Here is a 26,290-nt window from a genome sequence, read left to right on the forward strand (position 1 = left end):
CTTACTCCGCGATCGCGAGGGCATCGGCCTCGGCGGTCGACGAACCGCCACGGCCGAGCAGGTCGGCGATCTTCTTGCCACGCCGCTGAGCGACCGACTTCGGCGAAGTCTGCTCGGTCAGCGCCTCGAAGGTTGCGCGGATCATGTTGTAGGGGTTCGACGTGCCGACCGACTTGGTCACGACGTCGGCAACGCCCAGGCTCTCGAAGATGGCGCGCATCGGGCCACCTGCGATGATGCCCGTTCCCTGCGGCGCCGAGCGCAGCGTCACGCGGCCGGCACCGAAGTGGCCGTTGCCGTCATGATGCAGCGTGCGGCCTTCCTTCAGGGGAACGCGGACCATCGCCTTCTTGGCAGCCGCAGTCGCCTTCGAAATGGCTTCCGGCACTTCGCGCGCCTTGCCATGTCCGAAGCCTGCACGGCCCTTGCCGTCGCCGACCACGACCAGCGCCGCGAAGCCGAAGCGCTTGCCGCCCTTGACCGTCTTCGAGACGCGATTGATGTGGACCAGCTTCTCGATCAGCTCTTCGCCGCCGTCGTCGGCGCCGCGCGGACCGCCGCGATTGTCGCGACCGCCACGGCTGTCACGACCGCCACGATTGCCGCCGGGGCCACCGCCGCCGCCGGGACCGCCGCGACCACGGCCACCGCCGCCGCCGGGACCGCCACGACCGCGACCACCGCCGCCGCCCTGATAACCCGTGCTCTCCGGCGCCGGAGCGCTGGCCTCGACGGGAGCGCCTTCAGGCGTGTTGTTCTCGTCAGCCATGTCTTAGAACTCCAATCCGCTCTCACGAGCGGCATCGGCCAGCGCCTTGACGCGGCCATGATAGAGGAAGCCACCGCGGTCGAAGACGACCTGCGTCACGCCGGCGGCCTTGGCGGCCTCGGCGACGCGCTTGCCGACTTCCTGCGCCGCAGCGACAGTCGCGCCGGCGGTGCCGCGCACGTCCTTCTCCAGCGTCGATGCCGAAGCGAGCGTCTTGCCCGCCGCGTCGTCGATCACCTGGGCATAGATGTGCCGGCCGGACCGGTGGATCGACAAGCGCGGACGGCCAGCACCGCGGCTGCGGAGCGCAGTGCGGTTGCGGAGACGGCGCTTGGCGAAAAGCGAAAGACCCTTGGTGTTGATCACTTCTTCTTCCCTTCCTTGCGGAAGATGAACTCGCCGTCATACTTGATGCCCTTGCCCTTATAGGGCTCGGGCTTGCGCCAACGACGGATTTCGGCGGCCACCTGGCCCACCTTCTGCTTGTCGATCCCGGAGATCTCGACCGTGGTCGTATCCGGGGTCTTGATGTCGATCCCTTCCGGGATGTCGAAATTGACGTCGTGCGAGTAGCCGAGCTGGAGCTTGAGCACCTTGCCCTGCGAATTCGCGCGATAGCCGACGCCGGTGATGAGCAGCTTCTTGGTGAAGCCCTCGGTCACGCCGGTGATCAGATTCTGCACCATCGTCCGCTGCATGCCCCAGAAGGCACGCGCCGACTTGGAGTCGTTCGCCGGCTTCACGGTGATGCCGTCATTCTCGACTTCATAGCTGATCTCTTCGCGCAGCACGAGGCTGAGGGTGCCCTTGGGGCCCTTCACGCTGAGCGTGCCACCGTCGATGGAGGCGGTGACGCCTGCCGGTACGGGGACCGGCTTCTTGCCGATGCGGCTCATATCAGAAGACCTCCGCGAGCACTTCGCCGCCGACATTCTGCTCGCGCGCTTCCGCGTCGGACAGAACACCGCGTGGCGTCGAGACGATGGTGATGCCGAGGCCGTTGCGGACGATCGGCAGTTCCTGCGAACCGCTATAGACGCGGCGGCCGGGCTTCGAGACGCGCGCGACATGCTTGATCGCGGGCTGACCCTCGAAATATTTCAGCTCGATGCGGATGCCGTTGGCAGGGCCCATCTGCTCTTCGCTATAGCCACGGATATAGCCTTCGCGCTGGAGCACGTCGAGCACGCGGGCCCGCAGCTTGGAGGCGGGAGTCAGGACGGAGTCCTTCTTCGCGCGCTGCCCGTTGCGGATGCGGGTGAGCATATCACCCAGGGGATCGGTCAAAGCCATCTATATGGTCCTTACCAGCTCGACTTCGTGACACCGGGGATCAGGCCCTTGTTGGCCAGATCGCGCAGCATGACGCGTGCGAGACGGAACTTGCGATAGTAAGCGCGCGGGCGGCCGGTGATCTCGCAACGGTTGCGAACCCGGGTGGGGTTACCGTTGCGGGGAATCTCCGCCATCTTGAGGCGCGCAATGAGACGCTCGGTCTCATCCTGGCTCTCATCGTTCGCGATCGCCTTCAGCTTCGCATATTTCGGCGCATACTTCTTCACCAGAAGCTTGCGACGCTCATTCTTGTTGATCGAACTCAGTTTCGCCATGGGACTTAAGCTCTCTTCTCTTACGCGGCTTGCTTCTGCTCGCCGTCATCCTCGAGAGGAAACGGGAAGCCGAAGAGACGGAGAAGCTCGCGAGCCTCGTCGTCGGTCTTTGCGGTGGTGGTGACGATGATATCCATGCCGCGCACCTTGTCGATGCGGTCATAGTTGATCTCGGGGAACACGATCTGCTCCTTGATGCCGCAGGCATAATTACCGCGACCGTCGAAGGACTTCGGGTTCAGCCCACGGAAATCGCGAACGCGGGGAAGCGCGATCGTGATGAAGCGATCGAGAAACTCGTACATGCGCTCGCGGCGAAGGGTGACCTTGCAGCCGATCGGCATGCCTTCACGCAGCTTGAACTGCGCGATCGACTTCTTCGCCTTGGTGACGACAGGCTTCTGACCGGCGATCAGCTCCATTTCCTGGGAAGCCTGCTCGACCTTCTTCTTGTCCTGCGTGGCTTCGCCGACGCCCATGTTCAGCACGATCTTTTCGATCCGCGGAATTTCCATGACGTTCTTGTAGCCGAACTTCTCGGTCATCGCCTTGACGATTTCGGAGTCGTACTTCGTCCGCATGCGCGGCGTATAGGAATCAGCCATTGATGACCTCCCCGGTCTTTACGGCGACGCGGACCTTCTTGCCGTCGCGCTCTTCGAAGCGGACGCGCGTCGGCTTGCCGTCGGCGGTCACATGCGCGACCTTCGAGACATGCATCGGCGCTTCCGAACGCTTCAGGCCGCCCTGGGGATCGCCCTGGCTCGGCTTGGTGTGGCGCACGGCGACGTTGACGCCCGAGACGACGACCTTGCCGTCCTTCGGAAGCGACTGGGTGACTTCACCGGTGCGTCCCTTGTCCTTGCCGGACAGGACGATGACCTGGTCACCCTTCTTGATCTTAGCGGAAGCCATGTTCAGAGCACCTCCGGCGCAAGGCTGATGATCTTCATATAGCCCTTCGCACGCAGCTCGCGGACGACCGGCCCGAAGATACGGGTGCCGATCGGCTCCTCGTTCTTGTTGACCAGCACCGCGGCATTGCCGTCGAAGCGAATGACCGTGCCATCGGCGCGGCGGATGTCCTTGGCGGTGCGAACGATGACCGCGCGATGCACGTCACCCTTCTTCACCTTGCCGCGGGGTGCTGCTTCCTTGATGCTGACGACGATCACGTCACCGACACCGGCCACGCGACGCTTCGAGCCGCCCAGCACCTTGATGCACTGCACCCGCTTCGCGCCGCTATTGTCAGCGACGTCGAGATTGGACTGCATCTGGATCATAGGATCCGTTCCTTCTCTCTTGGCCTACCGGGACCAACACTGGCCCGGGGGTTCCCGTTAATTTGTGACTTAAGCTTCCGCCGCAGTCTGCTCGGGAGTCGCGCGGGTGTTCACCCGATCGATCACCTTCCAGGTCTTCAGCTTGGAAATCGGCGCGGTCTCTTCGATCCGCACGGTCTCGCCCGCCTTATACTCGTTGCCCTCGTCATGGGCATGATACTTTTTCGAGCGACGGATGATCTTGCCGTAGAGCGGGTGCTTCACCTTACGCTCCACCAGCACGACGATCGTCTTGTCGCCCTTGTCGGAAACCACGTTCCCGGTCAGCACGCGCTTCGGCATGGTCTCTTCCTTACTTCGCAGACGAGCGCGAACGCTCGTTCTGCAGCGTCTTGATGCGGGCGATGTCGCGACGGACTTCGCGAACCCGGCTCGGCTTTTCGAGCTGGCTGGTCGCGGCCTGGAAGCGCAGGTTGAATGCCTCGCGCTTCAGGTTGCCGAGCTCTTCGCCCAGCTGGTCCTCGGTCTTCGCACGAAGATCGGTTGCCTTGGTCATGTCTATCAACCCTCCAGGTGCGAGGTGTCGCCAAGACGGGCGACGACCTTGACCTTGATCGGCAGCTTCATCGCCGCACGCTCGAACGCTTCTGCCGCGAGCGGGCCGGGAACGCCGTCGAGCTCGAACAGGATACGGCCGGGCTTGACGCGCGCCACCCAGAATTCCGGCGAGCCCTTGCCCGAGCCCATGCGGACTTCCGCCGGCTTCGACGACACCGGCACGTCCGGGAAGATGCGGATCCACAAGCGACCAGCGCGCTTGATGTGACGCGTGATCGCGCGGCGGGCCGCCTCGATCTGACGCGCGGTGATCCGGTCGGGCTCCATGGCCTTCAGGCCATAGGATCCGAAGTTCAGCGAAGTGCCGCCCTTGGCATCGCCATGGATGCGGCCCTTGAACTGCTTGCGGTGCGCGAACTTTTTCGGTTGCAGCATGTCTCTGTCCTAGCCTTAGCGGCGATCGTCGCGCGCGGGGCGCACGCCGGAAGTCTGAGCTTCCATGTTGAGGCGGTCCTGCGACATCGGGTCATGGCCGAGAATCTCGCCCTTGAAGACCCAGACCTTGACGCCGCAAACCCCGTAGGAGGTGTGCGCGGTCGCCTCCGCATAGTCGATGTTGGCGCGCAGCGTGTGCAGCGGCACCCGGCCCTCGCGGTAGCTTTCCGAACGCGCGATCTCGGCGCCGCCGAGGCGGCCGCCGCACGCGACGCGAACGCCGTCAGCGCCGAGGCGCATGGCGGACTGCACCGCACGCTTCATGGCGCGGCGGAAGGCGATACGGCGCTCGAGCTGGTCGGCAATGCCCTGCGCGACGAGCTTGGCATCGACTTCCGGCTTGCGGATCTCGACGATGTTCAGGCTGACGTCCGACGAGGTCATCTTGCCGATCTGCTTGCGCAGCTTCTCGATGTCCGCACCCTTCTTGCCGATGATGACACCGGGGCGGGCTGCGTAGATCGAGATGCGGCACAGCTTGGCAGGACGCTCGATCACGACCTTCGAGATCGCCGCCTGCGGCAGCGTATCGACGATGAACTTGCGGATGCGCAGATCTTCCAGGAGGAGCCGGCCATAGTCGGCGCCCTCGGCGAACCAGCGGCTGTCCCAGGTCCGGTTGATCTGGAGGCGCAGGCCGATCGGATTGCTCTTCTGACCCATTATGCTTCTTCCTGCTCGCGGACGACGATGCGAAGACGGCTGAACGGCTTCAGGATGCGGGTGGACTTGCCACGGCCGCGGGTCGCGAAGCGCTTCATCGTGATCGACTTGCCGACCGACGCCTCGGCGACGACGAGCGCGTCGACATCGAGGTTGTGGTTGTTTTCCGCGTTCGCAATCGCCGACGCGAGAACCTTGCGGGCTTCCTCGGCCATGCCCTTCTTGGAGAAGGCCAGGATGTTGAGCGCGTCGCCAGCCTTGCGGCCGCGGATCAGGCCCGCAACCAGGTTGAGCTTCTGCGCCGAACCGCGGATCTGCGTGCCGACCGAGAGAGCCTCGTTGTCGGCGACGCGACGGGGTGCCTTAGGCTTAGACATCAGCGCTTGCCCTTCTTGTCCGCGGCGTGGCCGGGGAAGAAACGGGTCGGCGCGAACTCGCCGAGCTTCATGCCCACCATGTCCTCGTTGACCGAGACCGGCACGAACTTGCGGCCGTTATAGACGCTGAAGGTCAGGCCGACGAAATCGGGCAGGATCGTCGAGCGGCGCGACCAGGTCTTGATCGGCGCACGCGCGTTGGTTTCCTGCGCGGTCTGCGCCTTCTTCAGCAGATGGAGGTCCACGAACGGACCCTTCCAGACTGAGCGAGCCATGTTAGCCCTTCCTCTTCGTCGAATGACGCGACCGGATGATCATCTTGTCGGTCGACTTGTTGTGACGAGTGCGAGCACCCTTCGTCGGCTTGCCCCACGGCGTGACCGGATGACGGCCGCCCGAGGTACGGCCTTCGCCGCCGCCGTGCGGATGGTCGACCGGGTTCTTGGCGACACCGCGCGTCAGCGGGCGCTTGCCCAGCCAACGGTTGCGGCCTGCCTTGCCGAGGTTGGTGTTCTGGTTGTCCGGATTGGACACCGCACCGACCGTCGCCATGCAATTGCCGTGGATGTAGCGCTGCTCGCCCGAGTTCAGGCGAACGATCACCATCCCGCGATCACGACCGACGACCTGCACATAAGTGCCTGCCGAACGGGCGATCTGACCGCCCTTGCCCGGCTTCATCTCCACATTGTGGACGATGGTGCCGACAGGCATCGATGCGAGCTCCATGGCGTTGCCCGGCTTCACGTCGGTCTTCTTCGCGGCGATCACCTTGTCGCCGACGGCGAGGCGCTGCGGCGCGATGATGTAGGCGACGTTCGACTTGCCCTCGGGCGAATCGCCATAGTTGATCAGCGCGATGAAGGCGGTGCGGTTGGGATCATATTCGATCCGCTCCACGGTGCCTTCCACGTCCCACAGGCGGCGCTTGAAATCGACGATGCGATAGCGCTGCTTGTGACCGCCGGCGATGCCGCGCGAGGTGACATGGCCCTTGTTGTTGCGGCCGCCCGACTTGCTCTTGCCTTCGGTAAGCGCCTTGATCGGACGACCCTTGAACAGGTTCGAACGATCGATGAGGACCAGGCCGCGCTGCGACGGGGTCGTCGGATTATAATTTTTGAGTGCCATCGCCTCAGATTCCCGTCGTCACGTCGATCTGGTCGCCGTCGGCGAGCGTCACGATCGCTTTCTTCATGTCCGAGCGCTTGTAGGGAGCGCCCTTCCACTTCTTGGTCTTGCCCTTCTGGACGATCGTGTTGACGCCGGTGACCTTGACCGAGAACAGCGCCTCGACGGCGGCCTTGATCTCGGGCTTGGTGGCGTCGCCAGCGACCTTGAACACAACGGCGTTGTGCTCGGACATCATCGTGGCTTTCTCGGTGATGTGCGGCGCGAGGATCACGTCATAATGACGGTTATCGATCGCGGCCTGTTGCTTCTTAGCCATTGAAGCGCGCCTCCAGCTTTTCGACGGCAGCGCGGGTCAGGACCAGCGTGTCGTGCTTCAGGATGTCATAGACGTTGGCGCCTACGGCCGGCATCACGTTGACCTTGTGCAGGTTGCCCGCTGCCAGCGCGAAGCTGTTGTCGACCATGTCGCCGTCGATGACGAGCGTCTTGCCGAAGTTCAGCTTCTCGAGATTGCCGACCAGCGTCTTGGTCTTGTTCTCGGCGACCGCCAGGCTGTCCATGATGACCAGCGAGCCCGCCTTGGCATGGCTCGAAAGCGCCATCTTGAGGCCGAGCGCGCGGATCTTCTTGTTCAGCGACGGATTGAAGTCGCGGACGCGGGCGCCGTGCGCCTTACCGCCGCCGATGAAGATCGGAGCGCGGCGATCGCCGTGACGTGCCGTACCGCCGCCCTTCTGGCGACCGAACTTCTTGCCGGTGCGCGCGACATCCGAACGCTCGCGGGTGCCGCGGGCAGTGCCGCGACGCTTTTCGAGCTGCCAGGTGACGACGCGGTGCAGGATGTCGGCACGCGGCTCGACGGCGAAGATCTCGTCGTTGAGCTCGATGTCGCCCTTCTCGGCCGCGTCGAGGGTTTGAACCTTGATCTTCATGGTCAGCCCTCCTGGCCGGTGGTGTCGCCCTGGGGCACGTCGATCTCGGCATCGCTCTGACCGGCGCCGTGCGCGTCGGCTTCGGCAACGCCGGCAGCAACTTCTTCTGCACCGGGCAACGGCTCGAGCTCGTGGACCGCGCCGGGCTCGACCTCGGCCACGTGATGCTCTTCGCCCTTATGCTCCGGATCGCGGATGCCTGCGGGGAACGGCGCGCCTTCGGGGCGCGCGATCTTCACGCTGTCCTTGACGAACAGCCAGCCGCCCTTCGAGCCCGGGACCGAACCCTTGACGAAGAGAAGGCCGCGCTCGACGTCGGTGCCGACGATCTCGAGATTCTGCTGGGTGCGATACTTGTCGCCCATGTGCCCGGCCATCTTCTTGTTCTTGAAGACCTTGCCCGGATCCTGGCGCTGACCGGTCGAACCGAGCGAACGGTGCGAGACCGAGACGCCGTGGGTTGCGCGCAGACCGCCGAAGCCCCAGCGCTTCATGCCGCCCTGGAAGCCCTTACCCTGGGTCTTGCCCTGGATATCGACATATTGGCCGGCCACGTAGTGCGCAGCCGAGATTTCGGCGCCCACTTCGAGAAGGCCATCGGCGTCGACGCGGAATTCGTGGACCACCGCCTTGGGCTCGACTTCGGCCTTGCCGAAGTGGCCGCGCTGCGGCTTGGACACGTTCTTGCTCTTCGCCGTACCGGCGCCGAGCTGGACGGCGGTATAGCCGTCACGATCTTGTTCGCGGATGGAGATAACCTGCAGCCCTTCGAGCGCCAGGACCGTGACCGGCACGTGGCGGCCGTCGTCCTGGAACAGGCGGGTCATCCCCAACTTCTTCGCGATCACGCCAGTGCGCATGATCTGTTGCTCCTATACAGAGGCACCCTCGGGACCATTCCCTCGGGTGCGTGCCTCAGCCCAAAATATGATGCGAGCCCCCGTCTGGGCTGAACCCTGGCCGAAGCCGGGGTGACGGGGGACGCAGACCCGAGCAAGCTCGGCGGTATCCCTATCTCATGCCTGAGTGCGCGATCTGCGCCCTCTGGCCACTTGCGTTGGATCGGGATCGATCCGGTCGAGCGGCCTGCGCGAATCTCAAAAAGAGAGACGCGAATCTCGTGTGGAAGCGGGCCTTTAAGCCAGCTTGATCTCCACGTCAACGCCAGCGGCGAGGTCGAGCTTCATCAGCGCGTCCACCGTCTGCGGGGTCGGCTGCACGATGTCGAGCATGCGCTTGTAGGTGCGCGTCTCGAACTGCTCGCGCGACTTCTTGTCGATGTGCGGGCCGCGGTTGACGGTGAACTTGTCGATATGCGTGGGCAGCGGGATCGGACCACGGATGAGCGCACCGGTGCGGCGCGCGGTGTCGGCGATGTCGCCGGCAGCCTGATCGAGCACCCGATGATCGAACGCCTTCAGGCGAATGCGGATATTCTGCGTTTCCATGGACCCTACCGATGCGAAAGAGCGGGCGCCGTTGCCGGCGCTCTTGCTGTGTTGATACTAAAACTGGAGGCGGGCCACTACACGCGTGCGCCGATCGAATCAAGTATGCGCCCGGGATTTTTCCCTAGCATATGTGGTCACCAGCATTTGCCCTTCGGCTGGTTCGTCTCGGGCAGGATCCGCAGCCGGCGCTTGCCCCAATAGCTCAAGTCGATCGAGAAGCGGACCGGCACCCCCGCCTTTGTGTAGATCGCCTGGTCGCCGCGATTATCGTCCAGGCCGGTGCGGCAGAGCTGCCAGCCCTGCGATTCGAGCAGCGTGCCGACGGCATTCACCGCGCTCTGGTCGCGGTCGTCCCAGACGGTCAGTTGATCGAAGCCGCCGCTGCCGTCGCTGTAGAGCAGGTCGACCGCCGCGGCGTAAGGCCCCTTCCCCGCCACCATCACGCCCTCCCGGCGGCACCGCAAGGACCGTCCGACCGTGCCGCAGCGGGTGAACCCCGCAGCCTGCGCTTCGGCCGCGCTTCCGCGTACGGGCAGCCCCTCGAACCAGAGCGCCGCGGGCGGCTTTCGCCGCTCTTCGCAACTCGCAAGCAGGACCAGCGGCAATAAGGTGGCATAGCGTCGCATCGAGATATCCACAGTACGATATCAGCCACCCAGCCTCAACCTCGCGCCGGATAGACACGAAAAAGCCCGGCCTCCTTGCGGAGACCGGGCTTATCGAACTCAGCCCTTGCGGGCGAAGCTTACTTGTCGATTGCGCTGACGACGCCGGCGCCGACGGTACGACCGCCCTCGCGGATCGTGAAGCGCTGGCCAACGTCCATCGCGATCGGTGCGATGAGCTTGATGCCGAGGGCAACTTCGTCGCCCGGCATGACCATCTCGGTGCCCTCAGGCAGATCGATCGTGCCGGTCACGTCCGTGGTGCGGAAGTAGAACTGCGGACGATAGTTGGCGAAGAACGGCGTGTGACGGCCACCCTCGTCCTTCGAGAGGACATAGACCGACGACTGGAAGTCGGTGTGCGGCTTGATCGAGCCCGGCTTGCAGAGAACCTGGCCACGCTCGACTTCGTCGCGACCAACGCCACGGATCAGCGCACCGACGTTGTCGCCAGCCTGGCCCTGATCGAGCAGCTTGCGGAACATCTCGACGCCGGTGACGACGGTCTTGCGGACTTCCGGATGGATGCCGACGATCTCGACTTCTTCACCAACCTTGATGATGCCGGTCTCGACGCGACCGGTGACGACCGTACCGCGGCCCGAGATCGAGAACACGTCCTCGATCGGCATCATGAACGGCTTGTCGAGCGGACGCTCGGGCTGCGGGATCGATTCGTCGACCGCCTTCATCAGCGCCAGGATCGCGTCCTTGCCGAACGTGTCGTTCGAGCCCGAAAGCGCGCAGGTTGCCGAACCGCGGATGATCGGAATGTTGTCGCCGTCGAATTCGCGCTTGGAGAGCTCCTCGCGGATTTCCATTTCGACCAGCTCGAGGATTTCCTCGTCGTCGACCAGATCGACCTTGTTCAGGAAGACGACCATGGTGGGAACGCCGACCTGCTTTGCGAGCAGGATGTGCTCCTTGGTCTGCGGCATCGGGCCGTCGGTGGCCGACACGACCAGGATCGCGCCGTCCATCTGCGCCGCGCCGGTGATCATGTTCTTCACATAATCGGCGTGGCCCGGGCAATCGACGTGCGCATAGTGCCGTGCGTCGGTCTCATACTCGACGTGCGCGGTCGAGATGGTGATGCCGCGCTCGCGCTCTTCCGGTGCCTTGTCGATGTTGGCGAAGTCGACGGCGGTGCCGCCGGTGGTCTCTGCCAGAACCTTCGTGATGGCGGCCGTCAGCGACGTCTTGCCATGGTCGACGTGACCGATGGTGCCGATGTTGAGATGCGGCTTGTTCCGCTCAAATTTTGCCTTCGCCATTATTTCCTACCTTCTGGAATCTGATTCGCGGCCTTCAGGGCGCCACGCGAACGGGGCCCCTTAGCGAGTCATTTGGGGTTACGCCAGCTTGGCCTTCACTTCGTCGGCCACATTTGCGGGCACTTCGTCGTAATGCGAGAACTGCATGCTGTACTGCGCGCGGCCCTGGGTGAACGAGCGGAGCGAGTTCACATAGCCGAACATGTTGGCCAGCGGGACCATCGCGTCGACCGTCTGCGCATTGCCGCGGCTGTCGGTGCCCTGGATCTGGCCTCGACGGCTGTTCATGTCGCCGATGACGTCGCCCAGATAATCCTCAGGCGTCACGACCTCGACCTTCATGATCGGCTCGAGCAGCTTGATGCCCGACTTCTGGGCCGCTTCGCGCATTGCGCCGCGGGCACAGATTTCGAACGCCAGCGCCGACGAATCGACGTCATGATAGGCACCGTCATACAGCAGGATCTCGAAGTCGATGATCGGGAAGCCGACCAGCGAGCCCGTGGCTGCCGTCTCGCGGAAGCCCTTCTCGATCGCGGGGATATATTCCTTGGGAATATTACCGCCCTTGATCTCGTCCTTGAAGATGATGCCCGAACCGCGCTCGCCCGGGGTCAGCTTGACCTTCACGCGACCGAACTGGCCGGTGCCGCCCGACTGCTTCTTGTGGGTATAGTCGATATCTACGGGCTTGCCGAGATATTCGCGATACGCCACCTGCGGCGCGCCGACATTGGCCTCGACCTTGAACTCGCGCTTCATGCGATCGACCAGGATCTCGAGATGGAGCTCGCCCATGCCCTTGATGATGGTCTGGCCGCTCTCCGCATCCGAAGACACGCGGAACGACGGATCCTCGCGCGCCAGGCGATTGAGCGCGACGCCCATCTTCTCCTGGTCGGCCTTGGTCTTGGGCTCCACCGACAGCTCGATCACCGGCTCGGGGAATTCCATCCGCTCGAGAATGATCGGCGCGTTGATGGCGCACAGCGTGTCACCGGTCGTGGTGTCCTTGAGACCCGCCAATGCGACGATGTCGCCGGCATAGGCCACCTGGATGTCCTCGCGGTCGTTGGCATGCATCAGCAGCATGCGGCCGACCTTTTCCTTCTTGTCCTTGACCGAGTTCGTGACCTGCGACGCGGTCTCGAGCTTGCCCGAATAGATGCGCGCGAAGGTCAGCGTGCCGACGAACGGATCGTTCATGATCTTGAACGCCAGTGCCGAGAAAGGCACGTCGTCCGACGAAGGACGCTCGTCCGGCGTCACGCCGTCGAGCTTGAGGCCCTGGATCGCGGGAACGTCGAGCGGCGAAGGCAGATAGTCGACCACGGCGTCGAGCAAGGGCTGCACGCCCTTGTTCTTGAACGCCGAGCCGCACACCACCGGCACGAACGCCATGCTGAGCGTGCCCTTGCGGATCAGCGCCTTGAGGTCGGCGACCGACGGCTCATTGCCTTCGAGATAGGCTTCCATGAGGGCGTCGTCCTGCTCGACAGCCATCTCGATCAGCTCGCTACGATACTTGGCGGCCTTGTCGGCGAGATCCTCAGGGATGTCCGCATATTCGAACTTCGCGCCCAGGCTCTCCTCGAGCCAGATGATCGCGCGGTTCTCGACCAGGTCGACGAGACCCTTGAAGCCGCCTTCCATGCCGATCGGGAGATACAGCACCGCCGGACGCGCGCCGAGGCGCTCGATGATCGAGTTGACGCAGAAATAGAAGTCGGCGCCGGTGCGGTCGAGCTTGTTGATGAAGCACATCCGCGGCACGCCGTACTTGTCGGCCTGACGCCACACGGTCTCGGACTGCGGCTCGACGCCGGCAACGCCGTCGAAGCAGGCGACCGCGCCGTCGAGCACGCGCAGCGAACGCTCGACTTCGATCGTGAAGTCGACGTGGCCCGGCGTGTCGATGATGTTGATCAGATGCTCTTCGCCCTTGCCTTCGGCGGCACGCCACTTGCACGTCGTCGCGGCGGACGTGATCGTGATCCCGCGCTCCTGCTCCTGCTCCATCCAGTCCATCGTCGCGGTGCCTTCATGCACTTCGCCGATCTTGTAGGACTTGCCGGTGTAATAGAGGATGCGCTCGGTCGTCGTCGTCTTGCCGGCGTCGATATGCGCCATGATGCCGATGTTACGATAGCGGTCGAGCGGATGGCTGCGGGCCATGATCGTGGTCCTTGCTAGATAATAGTGTGATGAGCGCCTGGACGCTCAGGGAAAAAAGAGCTTCGCGATCGCCGCTCCAGCGCCCAGAAGCGCTGCGATGGCGATCAGACCCTGGAAGACGGTGGCGAAGGGCAGGATCTTGGTATCGACGCCTGCCTTCAGACGCTCTGCCTCTATCCTGAGCCGTTCGGCTTCCAACTTCAGACGTTCCGCCTGAAGCTTCTGGCCTTCGAGTTGCAGCTTCTCGCTGTTGGACATGATCTCACGAAGGCGTGCGAGTCGCTCGTCAAAATCGAACTGATCGCTGCCAATGTGAGTTGCCATGCGCTACCTCTCGAAGGCCTATATAGCAATTACCAGCGGCGCTGATAAGCCCGCTTACCAGCGGTAGTGCGAGAAGGCGCGGTTGGCTTCGGCCATCCGGTGCGTGTCTTCGCGCTTCTTCACTGCGTTGCCGCGGTTGTTGGCGGCATCCATCAGCTCGCCCGAGAGGCGTGCCGACATGGTGTGCTCGCTGCGATTGCGGGCGGAGGTGATCAGCCAGCGGATCGCCAGCGCCTGGGCGCGCTCGGGGCGCACCTCGACCGGGACCTGGTAGGTCGCACCGCCGACGCGGCGCGAACGGACTTCGATGCCCGGCTTGATGTTGTTCAGCGCGTCATGGAACACGCCGATCGGCTCGCGCTTGGCGCGCTGCTCGACGGTTTCCATTGCCGAATAGACGATGTTCTCGGCGACGGACTTCTTTCCGTCCAGCATCACCGAATTCATGAACTTCGACAGGACCTCATCACCGTAAACGGGATCAGGCAGGATTATGCGCTTTTCTGGGCGGCGACGACGTGCCATTTCAAATTCCTTTGTTCTTCAGCCGATCCGGAACCTGTCCGGGGCTTACTTTGGCTTACTTCGGACGCTTGGCGCCGTACTTGGAACGCGACTGGCGACGATCCTTGACACCCTGTGTATCGAGCACGCCGCGCAGGACATGGTAGCGCACGCCGGGAAGATCGCGAACGCGACCGCCGCGGATCAGCACGACCGAATGCTCCTGGAGGTTGTGGCCCTCACCGGGGATATACGAAATGACTTCGCGCTGGTTGGTCAGGCGGACCTTGGCCACCTTGCGCAGAGCCGAGTTCGGCTTCTTCGGAGTCGTCGTATAAACGCGGGTGCAAACGCCGCGCTTCTGCGGATTTGCTTCCATCGCAGGGACCTTGGACTTGGCCTTCTGCGGCTCGCGGCCCTTGCGGACCAGCTGGTTGATCGTTGGCATGAAAGCCCTTCACCTTGTGTTGCCCGGATGCTCCGGAGGTTACTTTGCTGGGATAACGAGAGAATACGAAAAGGCCCCGGGTGTACTCGACCCCCCGGGCCATTGCGTCTCCAGCAACGTTCAGCTCTTTGTTCCGCGAGGGGAAATGGCCGTGAGGCCCCCTTGTGGAACGGTGGCGCCTATAACGGCGCTCGGCCTGTCGGTCAATGCCCGGGGGACGCTTCCGCCGCACTCCGGCATAACGGAGCGCTAACGGGTTGCGGTCTATGCCCGGGCGATGTTCGTGATGCTCCCTTACCCCAGGTTCCGGCCGCTGGCCATCGCACTCTATGCACTTGGCGGGACCTTGCTCCTCGGAGTCGCGGGCCCCGCGATGCCGGGACTTTGGGAGCTGCTCGGCGCGCTGGGGCTGCTTCCGCTGCTCGGCCTTGTGCTCGCAGGCGGCGCCGGCCTGCTCGCCTGCCACCTGGCCCAGCTTACCGCCGTCCCGCTCGGCCGCGCGTCGTTCGCCAAGGCGGCCCTGCCCGCTTTCCTGATCCCGGCAGCGGCGATTCCTGCGATGGGCGTCGCCGCCCTGCTGCCCCCGCTGGCGATTGCCGTCATCCTCGCGCGCCGGGTGCCCGAGCAACGCGACGCAGGCCTGATCGCCACCCTCGGCACGCTCGCCGGCCTTGCCGCTGCCGGCTTGGGGAATGCCTGGCTCGGGAGCGGCGCGTCGATCGCGATGCTGGCCGCGGCCTGGCTTTCGCTGCATCGGAGCGGGAAACCCGCCGGAAACGACGATCCGGGATTGGAACGGATGCGTGACATTATGAGGCTGCCCGAAGGCGCCGCTTATGCTAGGCAACGAGGCGGGAGTCGAAGCCCGTGCCAAGGGGACTGAGCGTATGTTCAACAGCCACCGCAACAGCCGCGACGAGCGCGCCGCCCCCCCTGCCCCATCGCAACAGACCAGCCGCGGCGCCCGCGGCATGTTTTCGGTGATCGGCCCCGACGTCACGGTCACGGGCGCCGTCACTGCCAGCGCCGACCTTCATATCGATGGCCGGGTCGAGGGCGACGTGACCTGCGGGACGCTTGCCCAAGGCGCCGAGAGCCAGATTTTCGGCAGCGTTACCGCCGACACCGCACGGATCGCCGGCTCGATCGAAGGCACCGTCCGCGTCAAGCAGCTCACCATCGAGCGTTCGGCCAAGATCACCGGCGATGTCGAATATGAGAATATCACGATCGAGAATGGCGGGCATGTCGACGGCCGCCTCAAGCATATGAGCTCGATCGACGCGAGCGCCGCCGCGGGGCCGCGCGCCGTGCCCAGCACTCCGCTCGCGCCCGCCGCCGACGAAGCCGCCTGACGCCCGAATGCAGAAAGGCGCGACCCCGATCTGGGACCGCGCCTTTTCTACTTCGCCGCTCTCCCTGACGGAGAGCGATAGGATCACATGTCCTGGATCTTGGTCAGATGCGCCTGGATCAGCTTGCCGGCGTCGGTCGCGAACGTCTTGAGCTCGGGCACGTCGCCGCTCGTTGCATAGCCCTGCACCAGCGACAGCGCCATTTCATGCGCCGCGATCTGCTGGGTCTTGTAGAGCGTATCGAAGGCAGTGCCCTCCGCCGCGCGCAGGGCCGAGAGGTTGGCCTCCTGCTCGGCGGTGAGCGCCGGATTCGGGACGATCGCAGGCGTAGCCTTGCCGGCGGCAGCCATGAGCTTCTGCGTCGAGGTATTATGCTGCTCGACCATCATCGCGCCGAATTGCTTGAGCGGAGCGGCCGTTGCCTTCTCCTGCGCCAGCTTGCCGGCCTCGACTTCGAAATAGTCGCTGGCGCCGACGGCGTTAACGAAGGTCTGCGAGGGCGACATCATCGCGTCTGCCATCATCGCATTGTCAGCCAGGTTGGCTTCGGTGCCGAGATCGGTTGCCATCATATTGTCGGCATTGCTGTTGGTCATGGCGGTGTCGTTGCCGCCGCACGCGCCGAGAGCGAGCATGGGCGCGAACGCCAGAATGGCTAAAGTCTTCATATCGAAATCCTCCCTGTGAAGCAGGACCAACGAAGCCCGAGGGTCGCTGTTCCGCTTTCTGCGGTGAGGCGATCAGGCGGCGCGGAGTTCGGCGAGGAAGAAATCGAGCTGGCCCGCAAGCGCACCAGCGCCGTCGCGCAGCCGCAACGACAAGGTTTCCATGTCTCCGGCACTGGCCGAGGCCGCACGCGAAGTGCCGCCGATCGCCTCGACATCGTGGCGGATCCCGGTGCTGGCATCCACGGCCTCCTCGACATTGCGCGCGATGGTGCGGGTGGCGACCTCCTGTGCGGCGACCGCGGATTCGACGCCACCTGCCAGCGCGGCCATCGCCTCGATAGCGCGTTCGACCTGCGCATGGCCAAGCGCCACTTCGTCGATACCGATTCGTATCTCGTCGACGTGGCGCGCGATCCGCGCCGCCGCGGTGCCGGTTTGCGACGAGAGCAGCTTCACCTCATTGGCGACGACGGTGAACCCGCGTCCCGCTTCGCCTGCACGCGCGGCTTCGATCGTGGCGTTGAGCGCGAGCAGGTTCACCTGCCGCGCGATCTCGCCGATCAGCCCGATGACCGAATCGATCGTCTGCGCCGAGCGGAGAAGCTCGCGGGTGCGCTCGCTGCCGGCGGCGACGAGATTTGAGGCTGTCGCCGCAGCGGCCTTTGCCTCTGCACTGCTCCGGGCGATCATCCCCAGCGACCCCGCCAGATCGCGGCCACGATCGGCGATCTCGCTGATGTTCAGGCTCGTCTGCGACGCGGCGGACGCCACCGCGATGGCACGATCGCCGGTGTCTGCGGCCCGCTCTGCAGTCGCGGCGGCGCTATGCTCGATCTGCTCCGAAAGCGCCGTCATCGCCCGTGAAAGCGCAGTCACCTGCGCCTCGAAATTCTCGCTGGCGACTTCGATCCGTTCGGCGCGGGCGATGCGGGCGGCCGAGGTCGCGCGTTCGGTATCGGCGGCGATGTGCATCAGCCGGCGATTGCTTAAGATCGCGTGAAGCTGCCCGCCCCGCGTCAGGATCATCCCCTCGGATCCGTTGGACGCGCGATACTGCGCCACGATCTCGCTCGCGCGTAACGAAATCTCGGCGGTCGGACAGGCGCGGACATGCTGGCGCACGCCGTGGCCGTAACTCGGATTCTGGAGCAAGGCATGGCCGAACGGATTGAGCAGCAGCTTGCGCACATCCTTCTCGAAAATCGCGCCGATCGGCCGCTGGTCCTCGTCCACCACCGGAATCAGGCGGAGATCGATATCGGCATTGAAGCTTTCGACCGCCTGGAACAGCGAATCCTGGAGCGTCAGCCGGACGGGCGCCGCCTCGCTCCTGCTGAGCCGGATTTGCGGCGTGGACTGGGGTTCGACGGAGACGAGCGGCGCGCTTTGCATGGGCTCGGTCTAAGTGGAGACGGTAAAGAGCGAATTTACCGTTGGTTACAGTAGGAAGACAAAGCAGATTTATTTCGCGATTGCAGCAAGCCCGCCCGCGACCTAGGGCAGTGCCTGCGACAGGTGTCCCGCAAGGGATGAAAAGGGAATCCGGTTCGAACCCGGAGCTGCCCCCGCAACTGTAACCGGCGAGCCGGCGCGCCAACAAGCCACTGGAGGCATTCCGGGAAGGCGGCGCCAAGGCAGCGACCCGGGAGCCAGGAGACCTGCCGGTCGCAGTCGATTCCTTTGCGCGGGCGGGGTGCACCGGGCGAACGGGGGGAGAAACCTCCGTGTGAGCGACGCCGTACCGGGTCGCTGCGTCCGTCGAGGCGGCGGCCCTGCAAGAGGTGTCTTTGCCGGGTGTCGTTGCTGCTGCCTGCCCTTTCGAAAGCGCTGCGCACGGGGCCCGTCTTGCTGTGCCTGCTGGCGGCGGCGTGCGCCGACCAGCCGCCGCGCGGGGGCGGCATCGTCTCGACCAACCCCTGCGCCGACGCGATGCTTGTCGAATTGGTGCCGCACGATCGGATCGCGTCGATCAGCCATTATTCGGCCGATCCCGCCGCGACCTCGATCGACCTGGCGCTGGCCCGCCGCTTCCGCACCAATGCGGGGACTGCGGAGGAGATCATCGCAATGCGGCCCGATCTGGTGGTCGCGAGCGCCTTCACGTCCCCCTCGACGCGCGAGGCCTTCGCGCGGGCCGGGATGAAGACCCTGTATCTCGATTCCCCCGTGACGATCGACGCCAGCAAGAAGCAGGTCCGCGAACTCGCCGCGGCGGTGGGTGCGATCGCCGCGGGCCAGGCGATGATCGCGCGGATCGATCACGCCTTGGCAGCAACATCGCCCTCGGGGCCGCAGGTCCCTGCCCTCCTGTGGATCGGCGGCAACCTCGTCTCGGGGGGCGGCACCTTGCTGCACGAGATGATGGTCAAGGCCGGTTTCTCGGACCATGCCGCGCATTATGGGCTTCAGAATACCGGCTATCTGCCGATCGAGCATGTCCTGATCGATCCGCCGCGGGTAATGCTGGTGCCCGATGCCGCCGGGCGCGACGCCGATTCGCGCGCGGCGCAGATGCGGGCCTGGGCGATCGCGCGCAGCAATGCCAAGGTCCACCAGGCGCACTTCCCGCGCAGCCTTGCCAATTGCGGAGGACCGGTGATCGCCAAGGCCATGACGAGGCTTGCCGAAGTCCGGCGCGAGGTGGGAGAGTGATCCGCTGGTCACCCTCACCCTTCCCAACTCTATCGCGATGGGCCCCTTCCCTCTCCCGTTGGGAGAGGGAGGGAGGCGCAAAGCGCCGGAAGGGTGAGGGTGAGGGGCTGTGAACCGCCCGCTCCTCCTCACCACCCTCGCCGCCCTGGTGGCGCTCCTCTTCGCCGGCTCGCTAATGGCGGGCAAGGCGTGGGTTCCCTTTGACGCCTGGTTCTCCGCAGATCCGCGCTGGTGGATCATCGCCGAGCTGCGCCTGCCGCGCGCGATCCTGGGCCTTGCGATCGGCGCGGCGCTGGGGCTGACCGGCGCGGTGCTGCAGGGCTATCTGCGCAATCCGCTGGCGGACCCTGCGGTCGTCGGCGTCTCGTCGAGCGCGGCGCTGGGCGCCGTCGCGGCGATCGTCTTGCTGTCCGCCAGCGCGCCGCTGGTCATCTTCGCCTGCGCGATGCTCGCCGCGTGCGGATCGATGCTGCTGCTGGCAGGCCTCGCGTGGCGCGCCGACAGCGCAGTCGCCTTCATCCTCGCCGGCACCGTCCTCGCCAGCCTGAGCGGCGCGCTCACTGCCTTCCTGATCTCGATCGCCCCCAATCCCTTCGCCACCGCCGAGATCATCGACTGGATCATGGGTTCGCTGACCGATCGCAGCTTCGCCGAGGTCGAGCTTGCACTGCCCTTCATCGCGATCGGCTGCGCGCTGCTCCTCTGCACCGGCCGCGCGCTCGACGCGCTGACGCTGGGCGAGGATGCCGCCCGCTCGCTCGGAGTCCGGCTGGCGCGCACCCAGCTGCTGATCGTGCTCGGCACCGGCCTCGCGGTCGGCGCCAGCGTTGCGGTGACCGGGGTAGTCGGGTTCGTCGGGCTGATCGTCCCGCATCTGCTGCGCCCGCTGACCGGGGCCAGGCCCTCGGCCCTCCTGCTCCCCAGCGCGCTGGGCGGCGCGGCGCTGACGCTCGCGGCGGACAGCCTCGTCCGGCTCGGCCCCGGCGCGTCGGAGATCCGGCTCGGCGTGGCGATGGCGCTGCTCGGCACGCCCTTCTTCTTCGTCCTGCTGCTGCGGATGCGGAGGTGGGCATGGAGCTGACCGTCCGCGACCTCAGCGTGAGCCTGGGCAACCGCCGCGTGCTCGAGGGAGTCGACGCCAGCTTCCAGCCGGGCCGCGTCACCGCGATCCTCGGCGCCAACGGATCGGGCAAATCGACGCTTGTCCGCACGCTCGCGGGGCTGCTCGACGCCGATGCCGGCCATGTGAGGCTAGGCACGCGGCACATGGGCCGGATCGAGCCGCGCGAGCGGGCACGGCTGATCGGCTACCTGCCGCAGGACCCGGTGGTGCATTGGAACCTGGCGGTGCGCGAACTGGTCGCGCTCGGCCGCCTCCCCCACCGCTCGCCCTTTGCTGGCAGGTCGAACGAAGACGCCGAGGCGATCGGGGCGGCGATGGCCGCCACCGACACCTTCCCCCTCGCCGATCGCGGCACCGACCAGCTTTCGGGCGGCGAGCGCGCGCGCGTCCTGCTGGCGCGGGTACTGGCCGGCGCGCCGCAGTGGCTGCTCGCCGACGAGCCGCTGGCAAGCCTCGATCCGGTCCACCAGCTGGCCCTGCTCGATCAGCTCCGCGCGCTCGCCGCGTCGGGGATGGGGGTGGTGATCGTCCTCCACGATCTGATCCAGGCCGCGCGCGCCGCCGACGATGTGCTGCTGCTGAAAGGCGGCAAGGTCGTGGCGTTCGGAACCGCCGCCGAGGCCTTGTCGCACCAGCCGCTCCGCGAGGCGTTCGGCGTCGAGGTGATGGTCATCCCCGACGAGCAAGGTCGTCTCCTCCCGGTACCGATCGGTCGCTCGAAGGGCTGACAGCGGCGTCGCGCTGTGCGACGCAAGATAATTACAGGAAGGCGATTCGCGCCTCGAACCCCGGGGGAGACCATCATGCGCATCGCGGCGACCCGCCTGTTCCTGTTCCTTGCGGCGTCGATGCTGCTGGTCCGCGCCGATGCGATGGCCCAGAGCGCCGGGGTGCCGGCAAAGCGCATCGCCCTCACCTTCGACGATGCTCCCCGCGCGCCCGGCGCCTTCCTCACGCCCGACGAACGCGGCAAGCGGCTGCTCGCGGCGCTCAGGGCGGCGGGCGTTCGCCAGGTCGCCTTCTTCGTCAATCCGGGCGCTGTGAAGGGCGAGGCCGATACCGCGCGGCTGTCAGGCTATGCCGCGGCCGGCCATGTCCTCGCCAATCACAGCTTCACTCACCCGCACCTGAAATCGACCGACGCCGCCGCCTATCTCGCCGACATCGACAAGGCCGAGACCTGGCTGAAGGGCCGCCCCGGCTATCGCCCCTGGTTCCGCTTCCCATTCCTCGACGAAGGCGGGCCCGACAAGGCCAAGCGCGATGCGGTGCGCGCCGGGCTCAAGGCGCGCGGGCTGCAGAACGGCTATGTCACCGTCGACGGCTCGGACTGGAACATGGAGCAGCTAACGATCGACGCGGTGAAGGCCGGCAAGACGATCGACCGGGCAGCGCTGCGCGACCTCTATGTCGAGACGCATGTGGAATCGGCCAATTTCGCGCACGGGCTGATGCAGCAGGCGATCGGCCGAGCTCCCGCGCAGGTGATGCTCCTCCACGAAACCGACCTCGCCGCACTCTATATCGGCGACCTGATCGCGGCGCTGCGCAAGGATGGCTGGGAGATCATCTCCCCCGACCGCGCCTATGCCGACCCGATCCACGAAGCGATGCCCGACACCCCCTGGGCCGCCGGCACGCTCACCGAGGCGCTGGCCTGGGAGAAGAAGCTGCCCGCGCCGCGTTGGTATGCGCGCAACGACACCAAGATCGCCAACGCGCTGTTCGCGGCGCGCGTATTGCACCAAGAGGCCCAATGACCCAGTTCGAACTCACCGACGAGCAGCGCCAGATCCAGGAGATGGCGCGCGCCTTCACCGCCGACGCCATCACCCCGCATGCGGCGGAATGGGACGAAAAGCATATCTTCCCGCGCGAGACGATCCGCGCCGCGGCCGAACTCGGCTTCGCCTCGATCTACGTCTCCGAAGAGAGCGGCGGGATCGGGCTCGGGCGGCTCGAATCGGCGCTGATCATGGAGGCGATGGCCTATGGCTGTCCCTCGACCAGCGCGTTCATCTCGATCCACAACATGGCCGCCTGGATGATCGATCGCTTCGGCGCGCAGGCGGTGAAGGACAAATATCTGCCGTCGCTGATCACCATGGACAAGCTCGCCAGCTATTGCCTGACCGAGCCGGGCTCGGGCTCCGACGCGGCGGCGCTCAAGACGCGCGCGGTGAAGGACGGCGACGACTATCTCGTCACCGGCACCAAGCAGTTCATCTCGGGCGGCGGCGAGAATGAGATCTATGTCACGATGGTCCGCACCGGCGAGGAGGGGCCCAAGGGCATTTCCTGCCTCGTGATCGAGAAGGACATGCAAGGCGTCAGCTTCGGCGCGCAGGAGCGCAAGCTGGGCTGGCATTCGCAGCCCACTGCGCAGGTCAATCTCGACAATGTCCGCGTGCCGGCGGAGAATCTGGTCGGTGCCGAGGGCGAGGGGTTCCGCATCGCGATGATGGGGCTCGACGGCGGCCGGCTGAATATCGGCGCATGCTCGCTGGGCGGCGCGCAACGCTGCCTGGACGAGGCGATCGCCTATACCAAGGATCGCCAGCAGTTCGGCAAGGCCATCGCCGACTTCCAGAATACCCAGTTCACGCTGGCGGACATGGACACCGAGCTCCAGGCGGCGCGCGCCTTGCTCTATCTCGCCGCAGCGAAGGTCACGGCCAATGCGCCGGACAAGACCCGCTTCGCGGCGATGGCCAAGCGCTTCGCGACCGACACCGGCTCGTCGGTGGTCGATCGCGCGCTGCAGCTGCATGGCGGCTATGGCTATCTGATGGACTATCCGATCGAACGCTTCTGGCGCGATCTGCGGGTGCATTCGATTCTTGAGGGGACGAACCAGGTGATGCGGATGATCGTCGGGCGCGAGCTGGTGCGGCAGTGATGACCGACGTCCTGACCCTCACCGAAGGCCAGATCGGCCGCATCCGCCTGAACCGCCCCAAGGCGCTCCACGCGCTCAACAGCGCGATGTGCGCCGAGATGCTCGAAGCCCTCGGCAACTGGCGCGACGACCCCGCGGTCGAGGCCGTGCTGATCGACCATGCCGAGGGCCGCGGTTTCTGCGCCGGGGGCGACATCCGCATGATCGCCGACAGCGGCGCGGCGGACGGGGCTGCGGCGCGCGATTTCTTCCGGGTGGAATATCAGCTCAACCACCGGCTGTTCACTTACGCCAAGCCGGTCGTCGCCTTCATGGACGGGATCACGATGGGCGGCGGCGTCGGCATCGCGATGCCCGCCCGGTTCCGCGTCGCGACCGAAAACACCCGCTTTGCGATGCCCGAGACCGGGATCGGGCTGTTCCCCGACGTCGGCGGCGGCTGGTATCTCTCGCGGCTGCCGGGCAAGATGGGCGCGTTTGTCGCGCTGACCGGCGCCCGGCTGAACGGCGGCGAATGCCTGGCGCTCGGGCTGGCCACGCATTTTCTGCCTGCCGAGCGGCTGGAGGAGGCCAAGAGCCGAATCGCTGCCGATCCGCGGACGATTGCCGAAATCCTCGATTCGCTTGCTGCCCCTGCGCCCGAAGCCGCGATCCTGTCCCACAGCACCGACATCGATCGGCTGTTCGCCGGCGAGAGGTTCGAAGAGATCCTTGCCGCACTCGAGGAAGACGGCGGCGAATGGGCGCAGCAGCAGCGCACCACGCTGCGCACCAAATCGCCGCAGGCGTGCAAGGTCTCGCTCCACCTGCTCCAGCAGGCGCGGCACATGCCGACCTTCGAGGACGAGATGCGCCAGGAATATGCCGTCGCGACCCGCGTCGTGCAGCGCCCAGACTTCGCCGAGGGCGTCCGCGCCGTCATCATCGACAAGGACAATGCCCCCCGCTGGCAGCCCGCCACCCCCGAGGGCGTCAGCGACCATGTCATCGACCAGATTTTCGCCCCCCTGCCCGAGGCAGAGGCCTGGGCACCGGCCTGACCCACCGCCGTCATCCCGGCGAAAGCCGGGATCCAGAGCCACGAAGGACGTCACTTGCGACCCTGGATCCCGGCTTGCGCCGGGATGACGAAGAAAAGGATTTGAGATGAGCTACGAAACCATCCTCGTCGAGCAGAAGGGCGCCGTGACGCTCGTCACGCTCAACCGCCCGCAGGCGCTCAACGCGCTGAACTCGCAGATCCTGAGCGAATTGCTCGAAGCGATGCGCGCGTTCGACACCGATCCGTCGCAGGGCTGCGCGGTGATCACCGGCAGCGAGAAGGCCTTCGCCGCGGGCGCCGACATCAAGGAGATGCAGGCCCAGGGCTTCGCCGACATGTACGGGCATGATTTCTTCGCCGGCTGGGACGCGTTCACCCGCACGCGCAAGCCGATCATCGCCGCGGTCTCGGGCTATGCGTTGGGCGGCGGCTGCGAGCTGGCGATGATGTGCGACTTCATCCTGGCGGCGGACAGCGCCAGGTTCGGCCAGCCCGAGATCAAGCTGGGCGTCTCGCCCGGCATGGGCGGATCGCAGCGGCTTACGCGTGCCGTCGGCAAGTCCAAGGCGATGGAGATGGTGCTCACCGGCCGGATGATGGACGCGGCCGAGGCCGAGCGCGCCGGGCTGGTCAGTCGCGTGCTGCCCGCCGCCGACCTGCTTGACGACGCGCTCAAGACCGCGGCCACGATCGCCGCGATGGCGCCGCTGGCGGCCAAGGCGAACAAGGAAATGGTCGACGCCGCGTACGAGACGGGGCTGACACAGGGCGTCCAGTTCGAGCGCCGGCTGTTCCACGCGCTCTTCGGCACCGCCGACCAGAAGGAAGGCATGGCCGCCTTCGTCGAGAAGCGCCCGGGCCAGTGGACGGGCAAATGACCGGGCTTTAACCGCCTGTTTGCTCTCCCACGTGCAAGATAAGCGCATGCGCACGCTCATCCTGCTCCTCGCCCTCGCCGCCCCTGCTGCCGCCCAGCAGCAGCGCGCGCCCTTCGTCATCGCCGAAACCGGCCAGGGCTTCGCCACGATCGACGAGGCGGTGACTGCCGTGCGCGACGATACCGCGACGATCCTGATCGCGCCGGGCACCTATCGCCAATGCACCGTCCAGGCCGGCGGCAAGATCACCTTCAAGGCGGTCCAGCCCGGCACCGCGATCTTCGAATCGGAGACCTGCGAGGACAAGGCCGCCTTCGTCCTGCGCGGGCGCGGCTCGACGGTCGATGGCATCGTCTTCCGCGGCTATAGCGTCAATGACGGCAACGGCGCCGGCATCCGCATCGAGATGGGCGACCTGACCGTCACCAATACGATGTTCCTCGACAGCCAGGAAGGCATTCTCGGCGGCGGTCATCCCAGCACGCGCAACATCACGATCGATCGCTCGACCTTCTCGGGCCTCGGCCAGTGCGAGACCGAGAATTGCAGCCATTCCATCTATCTCGGCTTCAACGGCCGAGTGACGATCACCCGCTCGCGCTTCGACCGCGGCACCGGCGGCCATTATGTCAAACTGCGCGTGCCCGACGTCCAGATCGCCGACAACAGCTTCGACGACAGCGGCGGCAAGGGCACCAATTACATGATCGACCTCTCCGAAGGCGCGAGCGGGCTGATCACCCGCAACGTCTTCGTCCAGGGCCGCAACAAGGAGAACAATTCAGGCCTGATCGTGGTGGCGCCCGAGGGGAAGACCTATTCGTCCGCGGGCCTGCGCGTCGAGGGCAACAGCGCGACGATGGCGCCGGGCGCGACGGGCAACCCGGCGTTCGTCGCGGACCTGAGCGGCCAGCAGTTCGCGGTTTCCAATAACCAGCTCGGGCCCGGCATGCGGATGTTCGAGCGGCGGCGGTAAGCCTTGGGCCCGCCTTCGACCCAAACCGTCAT

At 65.6% G+C, this 26,290-nt stretch carries 37 protein-coding genes and 1 riboswitch; of the genes, 10 read left to right on the forward strand and 27 right to left on the reverse strand.

All coding sequences use genetic code 11. The features are described 5' to 3' along the window. Position 1 precedes the first annotated feature (1 nt). From rpsE to rpsL, 25 genes are all read right to left on the reverse strand, one after another. A complete protein-coding gene (rpsE, locus tag OKW87_RS06735) occupies positions 2-769 on the reverse strand; it encodes a 30S ribosomal protein S5 (RefSeq protein WP_265543321.1) in 768 nt (255 codons plus the stop codon). Positions 770-772: 3 nt separating this feature from the next. Continuing rightward, the gene (gene rplR, locus OKW87_RS06740) at positions 773-1,132 is read right to left on the reverse strand and encodes a 50S ribosomal protein L18 (RefSeq protein ID WP_265544030.1); all 360 of its coding nucleotides are present in this window, start codon (positions 1,130-1,132) and stop codon (positions 773-775) included. Continuing rightward, the gene (rplF, locus tag OKW87_RS06745; RefSeq protein WP_265543322.1) at positions 1,132-1,665 is read right to left on the reverse strand and encodes a 50S ribosomal protein L6; all 534 of its coding nucleotides are present in this window, start codon (positions 1,663-1,665) and stop codon (positions 1,132-1,134) included. Before rplF ends, rplR begins: the two co-directional genes overlap by 1 nt. 1 nt (position 1,666) lies before the next feature. Continuing rightward, a complete protein-coding gene (gene rpsH / locus OKW87_RS06750) occupies positions 1,667-2,062 on the reverse strand; it encodes a 30S ribosomal protein S8 (RefSeq protein WP_265543323.1) in 396 nt (131 codons plus the stop codon). 11 nt (positions 2,063-2,073) lie between these two features. Next, positions 2,074-2,379 (reverse strand): 30S ribosomal protein S14, encoded by a 306-nt coding sequence (rpsN, locus tag OKW87_RS06755; protein ID WP_265543325.1) that lies wholly within the window; start codon positions 2,377-2,379, stop codon positions 2,074-2,076. A 20-nt stretch (positions 2,380-2,399) separates the two neighbouring features. Continuing rightward, complete coding sequence (gene rplE / locus OKW87_RS06760) at positions 2,400-2,984, reverse strand: 50S ribosomal protein L5 (RefSeq protein ID WP_265543327.1); 585 nt, start codon at positions 2,982-2,984, stop codon at positions 2,400-2,402. Then, positions 2,977-3,294, reverse strand: coding sequence for a 50S ribosomal protein L24 (rplX, locus tag OKW87_RS06765; RefSeq protein ID WP_265543329.1), 318 nt, complete (start codon positions 3,292-3,294; stop codon positions 2,977-2,979). The genes rplE and rplX overlap by 8 nt, the downstream gene beginning before the upstream one ends. Positions 3,295-3,296: 2 nt before the next feature. Continuing rightward, complete coding sequence (gene rplN, locus OKW87_RS06770; protein WP_265543331.1) at positions 3,297-3,665, reverse strand: 50S ribosomal protein L14; 369 nt, start codon at positions 3,663-3,665, stop codon at positions 3,297-3,299. Between the two features lie 69 nt (positions 3,666-3,734). Further along, positions 3,735-4,007 carry a 30S ribosomal protein S17 gene (gene rpsQ, locus OKW87_RS06775; RefSeq protein WP_265543333.1) on the reverse strand — a complete coding sequence of 91 codons (273 nt, stop codon included), beginning with the start codon at positions 4,005-4,007 and terminating at the stop codon, positions 3,735-3,737. Between the two features lie 10 nt (positions 4,008-4,017). Continuing rightward, positions 4,018-4,221 (reverse strand): 50S ribosomal protein L29, encoded by a 204-nt coding sequence (gene rpmC / locus OKW87_RS06780; protein ID WP_265543335.1) that lies wholly within the window; start codon positions 4,219-4,221, stop codon positions 4,018-4,020. Positions 4,222-4,226: 5 nt separating this feature from the next. Continuing rightward, positions 4,227-4,658, reverse strand: coding sequence for a 50S ribosomal protein L16 (rplP, locus tag OKW87_RS06785; RefSeq protein ID WP_265543336.1), 432 nt, complete (start codon positions 4,656-4,658; stop codon positions 4,227-4,229). A 15-nt stretch (positions 4,659-4,673) separates the two neighbouring features. Then, a complete protein-coding gene (gene rpsC / locus OKW87_RS06790; protein ID WP_265543339.1) occupies positions 4,674-5,381 on the reverse strand; it encodes a 30S ribosomal protein S3 in 708 nt (235 codons plus the stop codon). Then, entirely contained in the window at positions 5,381-5,758 is a 378-nt protein-coding gene (gene rplV / locus OKW87_RS06795) for a 50S ribosomal protein L22 (protein ID WP_265543341.1), read from the reverse strand. The genes rpsC and rplV overlap by 1 nt, the downstream gene beginning before the upstream one ends. Beyond that, positions 5,758-6,033 carry a 30S ribosomal protein S19 gene (gene rpsS, locus OKW87_RS06800; RefSeq protein ID WP_029936458.1) on the reverse strand — a complete coding sequence of 92 codons (276 nt, stop codon included), beginning with the start codon at positions 6,031-6,033 and terminating at the stop codon, positions 5,758-5,760. The genes rplV and rpsS overlap by 1 nt, the downstream gene beginning before the upstream one ends. 1 nt (position 6,034) lies before the next feature. Further along, positions 6,035-6,889, reverse strand: coding sequence for a 50S ribosomal protein L2 (gene rplB, locus OKW87_RS06805; protein WP_265543346.1), 855 nt, complete (start codon positions 6,887-6,889; stop codon positions 6,035-6,037). A 4-nt stretch (positions 6,890-6,893) separates the two neighbouring features. Further along, positions 6,894-7,208: a 50S ribosomal protein L23 gene (locus OKW87_RS06810; protein WP_265543348.1), complete on the reverse strand. Its 315-nt coding sequence runs from the start codon at positions 7,206-7,208 to the stop codon at positions 6,894-6,896. Further along, positions 7,201-7,824: a 50S ribosomal protein L4 gene (gene rplD / locus OKW87_RS06815; protein WP_265543350.1), complete on the reverse strand. Its 624-nt coding sequence runs from the start codon at positions 7,822-7,824 to the stop codon at positions 7,201-7,203. The genes OKW87_RS06810 and rplD overlap by 8 nt, the downstream gene beginning before the upstream one ends. A 2-nt stretch (positions 7,825-7,826) precedes the next feature. Next, on the reverse strand, positions 7,827-8,684 hold the full coding sequence (gene rplC, locus OKW87_RS06820) for a 50S ribosomal protein L3 (RefSeq protein ID WP_265543351.1): 858 nt from the start codon (positions 8,682-8,684) through the stop codon (positions 7,827-7,829). Positions 8,685-8,960: 276 nt separating this feature from the next. After that, positions 8,961-9,272 carry a 30S ribosomal protein S10 gene (rpsJ, locus tag OKW87_RS06825; RefSeq protein WP_010545719.1) on the reverse strand — a complete coding sequence of 104 codons (312 nt, stop codon included), beginning with the start codon at positions 9,270-9,272 and terminating at the stop codon, positions 8,961-8,963. Positions 9,273-9,409: 137 nt separating this feature from the next. Further along, positions 9,410-9,901 carry a hypothetical protein gene (locus tag OKW87_RS06830; protein ID WP_265543354.1) on the reverse strand — a complete coding sequence of 164 codons (492 nt, stop codon included), beginning with the start codon at positions 9,899-9,901 and terminating at the stop codon, positions 9,410-9,412. A 119-nt stretch (positions 9,902-10,020) separates the two neighbouring features. Beyond that, positions 10,021-11,214 carry an elongation factor Tu gene (gene tuf, locus OKW87_RS06835; RefSeq protein ID WP_265543356.1) on the reverse strand — a complete coding sequence of 398 codons (1,194 nt, stop codon included), beginning with the start codon at positions 11,212-11,214 and terminating at the stop codon, positions 10,021-10,023. Between the two features lie 78 nt (positions 11,215-11,292). Then, positions 11,293-13,389, reverse strand: a complete 2,097-nt coding sequence (gene fusA, locus OKW87_RS06840) for an elongation factor G (protein ID WP_265543358.1) — start codon at positions 13,387-13,389, stop codon at positions 11,293-11,295. A gap of 45 nt (positions 13,390-13,434) precedes the next feature. After that, the gene (locus OKW87_RS06845) at positions 13,435-13,713 is read right to left on the reverse strand and encodes a hypothetical protein (RefSeq protein ID WP_265543359.1); all 279 of its coding nucleotides are present in this window, start codon (positions 13,711-13,713) and stop codon (positions 13,435-13,437) included. Positions 13,714-13,767: 54 nt separating this feature from the next. Further along, positions 13,768-14,238, reverse strand: a complete 471-nt coding sequence (gene rpsG, locus OKW87_RS06850; RefSeq protein WP_265543361.1) for a 30S ribosomal protein S7 — start codon at positions 14,236-14,238, stop codon at positions 13,768-13,770. A gap of 55 nt (positions 14,239-14,293) precedes the next feature. Beyond that, positions 14,294-14,665 carry a 30S ribosomal protein S12 gene (rpsL, locus tag OKW87_RS06855; protein ID WP_174292690.1) on the reverse strand — a complete coding sequence of 124 codons (372 nt, stop codon included), beginning with the start codon at positions 14,663-14,665 and terminating at the stop codon, positions 14,294-14,296. Between the two features lie 277 nt (positions 14,666-14,942). Between rpsL and OKW87_RS06860 the strand changes: the two genes are divergently transcribed. Further along, a complete protein-coding gene (locus OKW87_RS06860; protein WP_265543362.1) occupies positions 14,943-15,548 on the forward strand; it encodes a hypothetical protein in 606 nt (201 codons plus the stop codon). Positions 15,549-15,552: 4 nt separating this feature from the next. After that, positions 15,553-16,020, forward strand: a complete 468-nt coding sequence (locus tag OKW87_RS06865; RefSeq protein WP_265543365.1) for a bactofilin family protein — start codon at positions 15,553-15,555, stop codon at positions 16,018-16,020. Between the two features lie 83 nt (positions 16,021-16,103). Here the strand turns inward: OKW87_RS06865 and OKW87_RS06870 are convergent, their stop codons facing one another. Together OKW87_RS06870 and OKW87_RS06875 are read right to left on the reverse strand one after the other, a co-directional pair. After that, positions 16,104-16,688 carry a DUF4142 domain-containing protein gene (locus OKW87_RS06870; RefSeq protein WP_265543367.1) on the reverse strand — a complete coding sequence of 195 codons (585 nt, stop codon included), beginning with the start codon at positions 16,686-16,688 and terminating at the stop codon, positions 16,104-16,106. Positions 16,689-16,760: 72 nt separating this feature from the next. Continuing rightward, positions 16,761-18,080 (reverse strand): methyl-accepting chemotaxis protein, encoded by a 1,320-nt coding sequence (locus OKW87_RS06875; RefSeq protein ID WP_265543369.1) that lies wholly within the window; start codon positions 18,078-18,080, stop codon positions 16,761-16,763. A 104-nt stretch (positions 18,081-18,184) separates the two neighbouring features. After that, positions 18,185-18,368: riboswitch (cobalamin riboswitch) on the forward strand. 114 nt (positions 18,369-18,482) lie between these two features. Between OKW87_RS06875 and OKW87_RS06880 the strand changes: the two genes are divergently transcribed. The 8 genes from OKW87_RS06880 (at position 18,483) to OKW87_RS06915 (ending at position 26,258) form a co-directional block, all read left to right on the forward strand. Continuing rightward, positions 18,483-19,340 carry an ABC transporter substrate-binding protein gene (locus tag OKW87_RS06880; RefSeq protein WP_265543370.1) on the forward strand — a complete coding sequence of 286 codons (858 nt, stop codon included), beginning with the start codon at positions 18,483-18,485 and terminating at the stop codon, positions 19,338-19,340. Between the two features lie 109 nt (positions 19,341-19,449). Beyond that, positions 19,450-20,421, forward strand: a complete 972-nt coding sequence (locus OKW87_RS06885) for a FecCD family ABC transporter permease (protein ID WP_265543371.1) — start codon at positions 19,450-19,452, stop codon at positions 20,419-20,421. Continuing rightward, positions 20,412-21,191 carry an ABC transporter ATP-binding protein gene (locus tag OKW87_RS06890; RefSeq protein WP_265543373.1) on the forward strand — a complete coding sequence of 260 codons (780 nt, stop codon included), beginning with the start codon at positions 20,412-20,414 and terminating at the stop codon, positions 21,189-21,191. The genes OKW87_RS06885 and OKW87_RS06890 overlap by 10 nt, the downstream gene beginning before the upstream one ends. Before the next feature lie 75 nt (positions 21,192-21,266). Continuing rightward, on the forward strand, positions 21,267-22,223 hold the full coding sequence (locus OKW87_RS06895; protein ID WP_265543376.1) for a polysaccharide deacetylase family protein: 957 nt from the start codon (positions 21,267-21,269) through the stop codon (positions 22,221-22,223). Beyond that, positions 22,220-23,362, forward strand: a complete 1,143-nt coding sequence (locus tag OKW87_RS06900) for an acyl-CoA dehydrogenase family protein (RefSeq protein ID WP_265543377.1) — start codon at positions 22,220-22,222, stop codon at positions 23,360-23,362. The genes OKW87_RS06895 and OKW87_RS06900 overlap by 4 nt, the downstream gene beginning before the upstream one ends. After that, entirely contained in the window at positions 23,362-24,402 is a 1,041-nt protein-coding gene (locus OKW87_RS06905) for an enoyl-CoA hydratase/isomerase family protein (protein ID WP_265543378.1), read from the forward strand. The genes OKW87_RS06900 and OKW87_RS06905 overlap by 1 nt, the downstream gene beginning before the upstream one ends. A 106-nt stretch (positions 24,403-24,508) precedes the next feature. Beyond that, on the forward strand, positions 24,509-25,282 hold the full coding sequence (locus OKW87_RS06910; protein ID WP_265543379.1) for an enoyl-CoA hydratase: 774 nt from the start codon (positions 24,509-24,511) through the stop codon (positions 25,280-25,282). Positions 25,283-25,328: 46 nt separating this feature from the next. Next, complete coding sequence (locus OKW87_RS06915) at positions 25,329-26,258, forward strand: right-handed parallel beta-helix repeat-containing protein (protein ID WP_265543380.1); 930 nt, start codon at positions 25,329-25,331, stop codon at positions 26,256-26,258. Positions 26,259-26,290: the final 32 nt, after the last annotated feature.

Origin of the sequence: Sphingomonas sp. M1-B02 (assembly GCF_026167525.1) — a bacterium.
Classification (GTDB): Bacteria; Pseudomonadota; Alphaproteobacteria; order Sphingomonadales; family Sphingomonadaceae; genus Sphingomonas.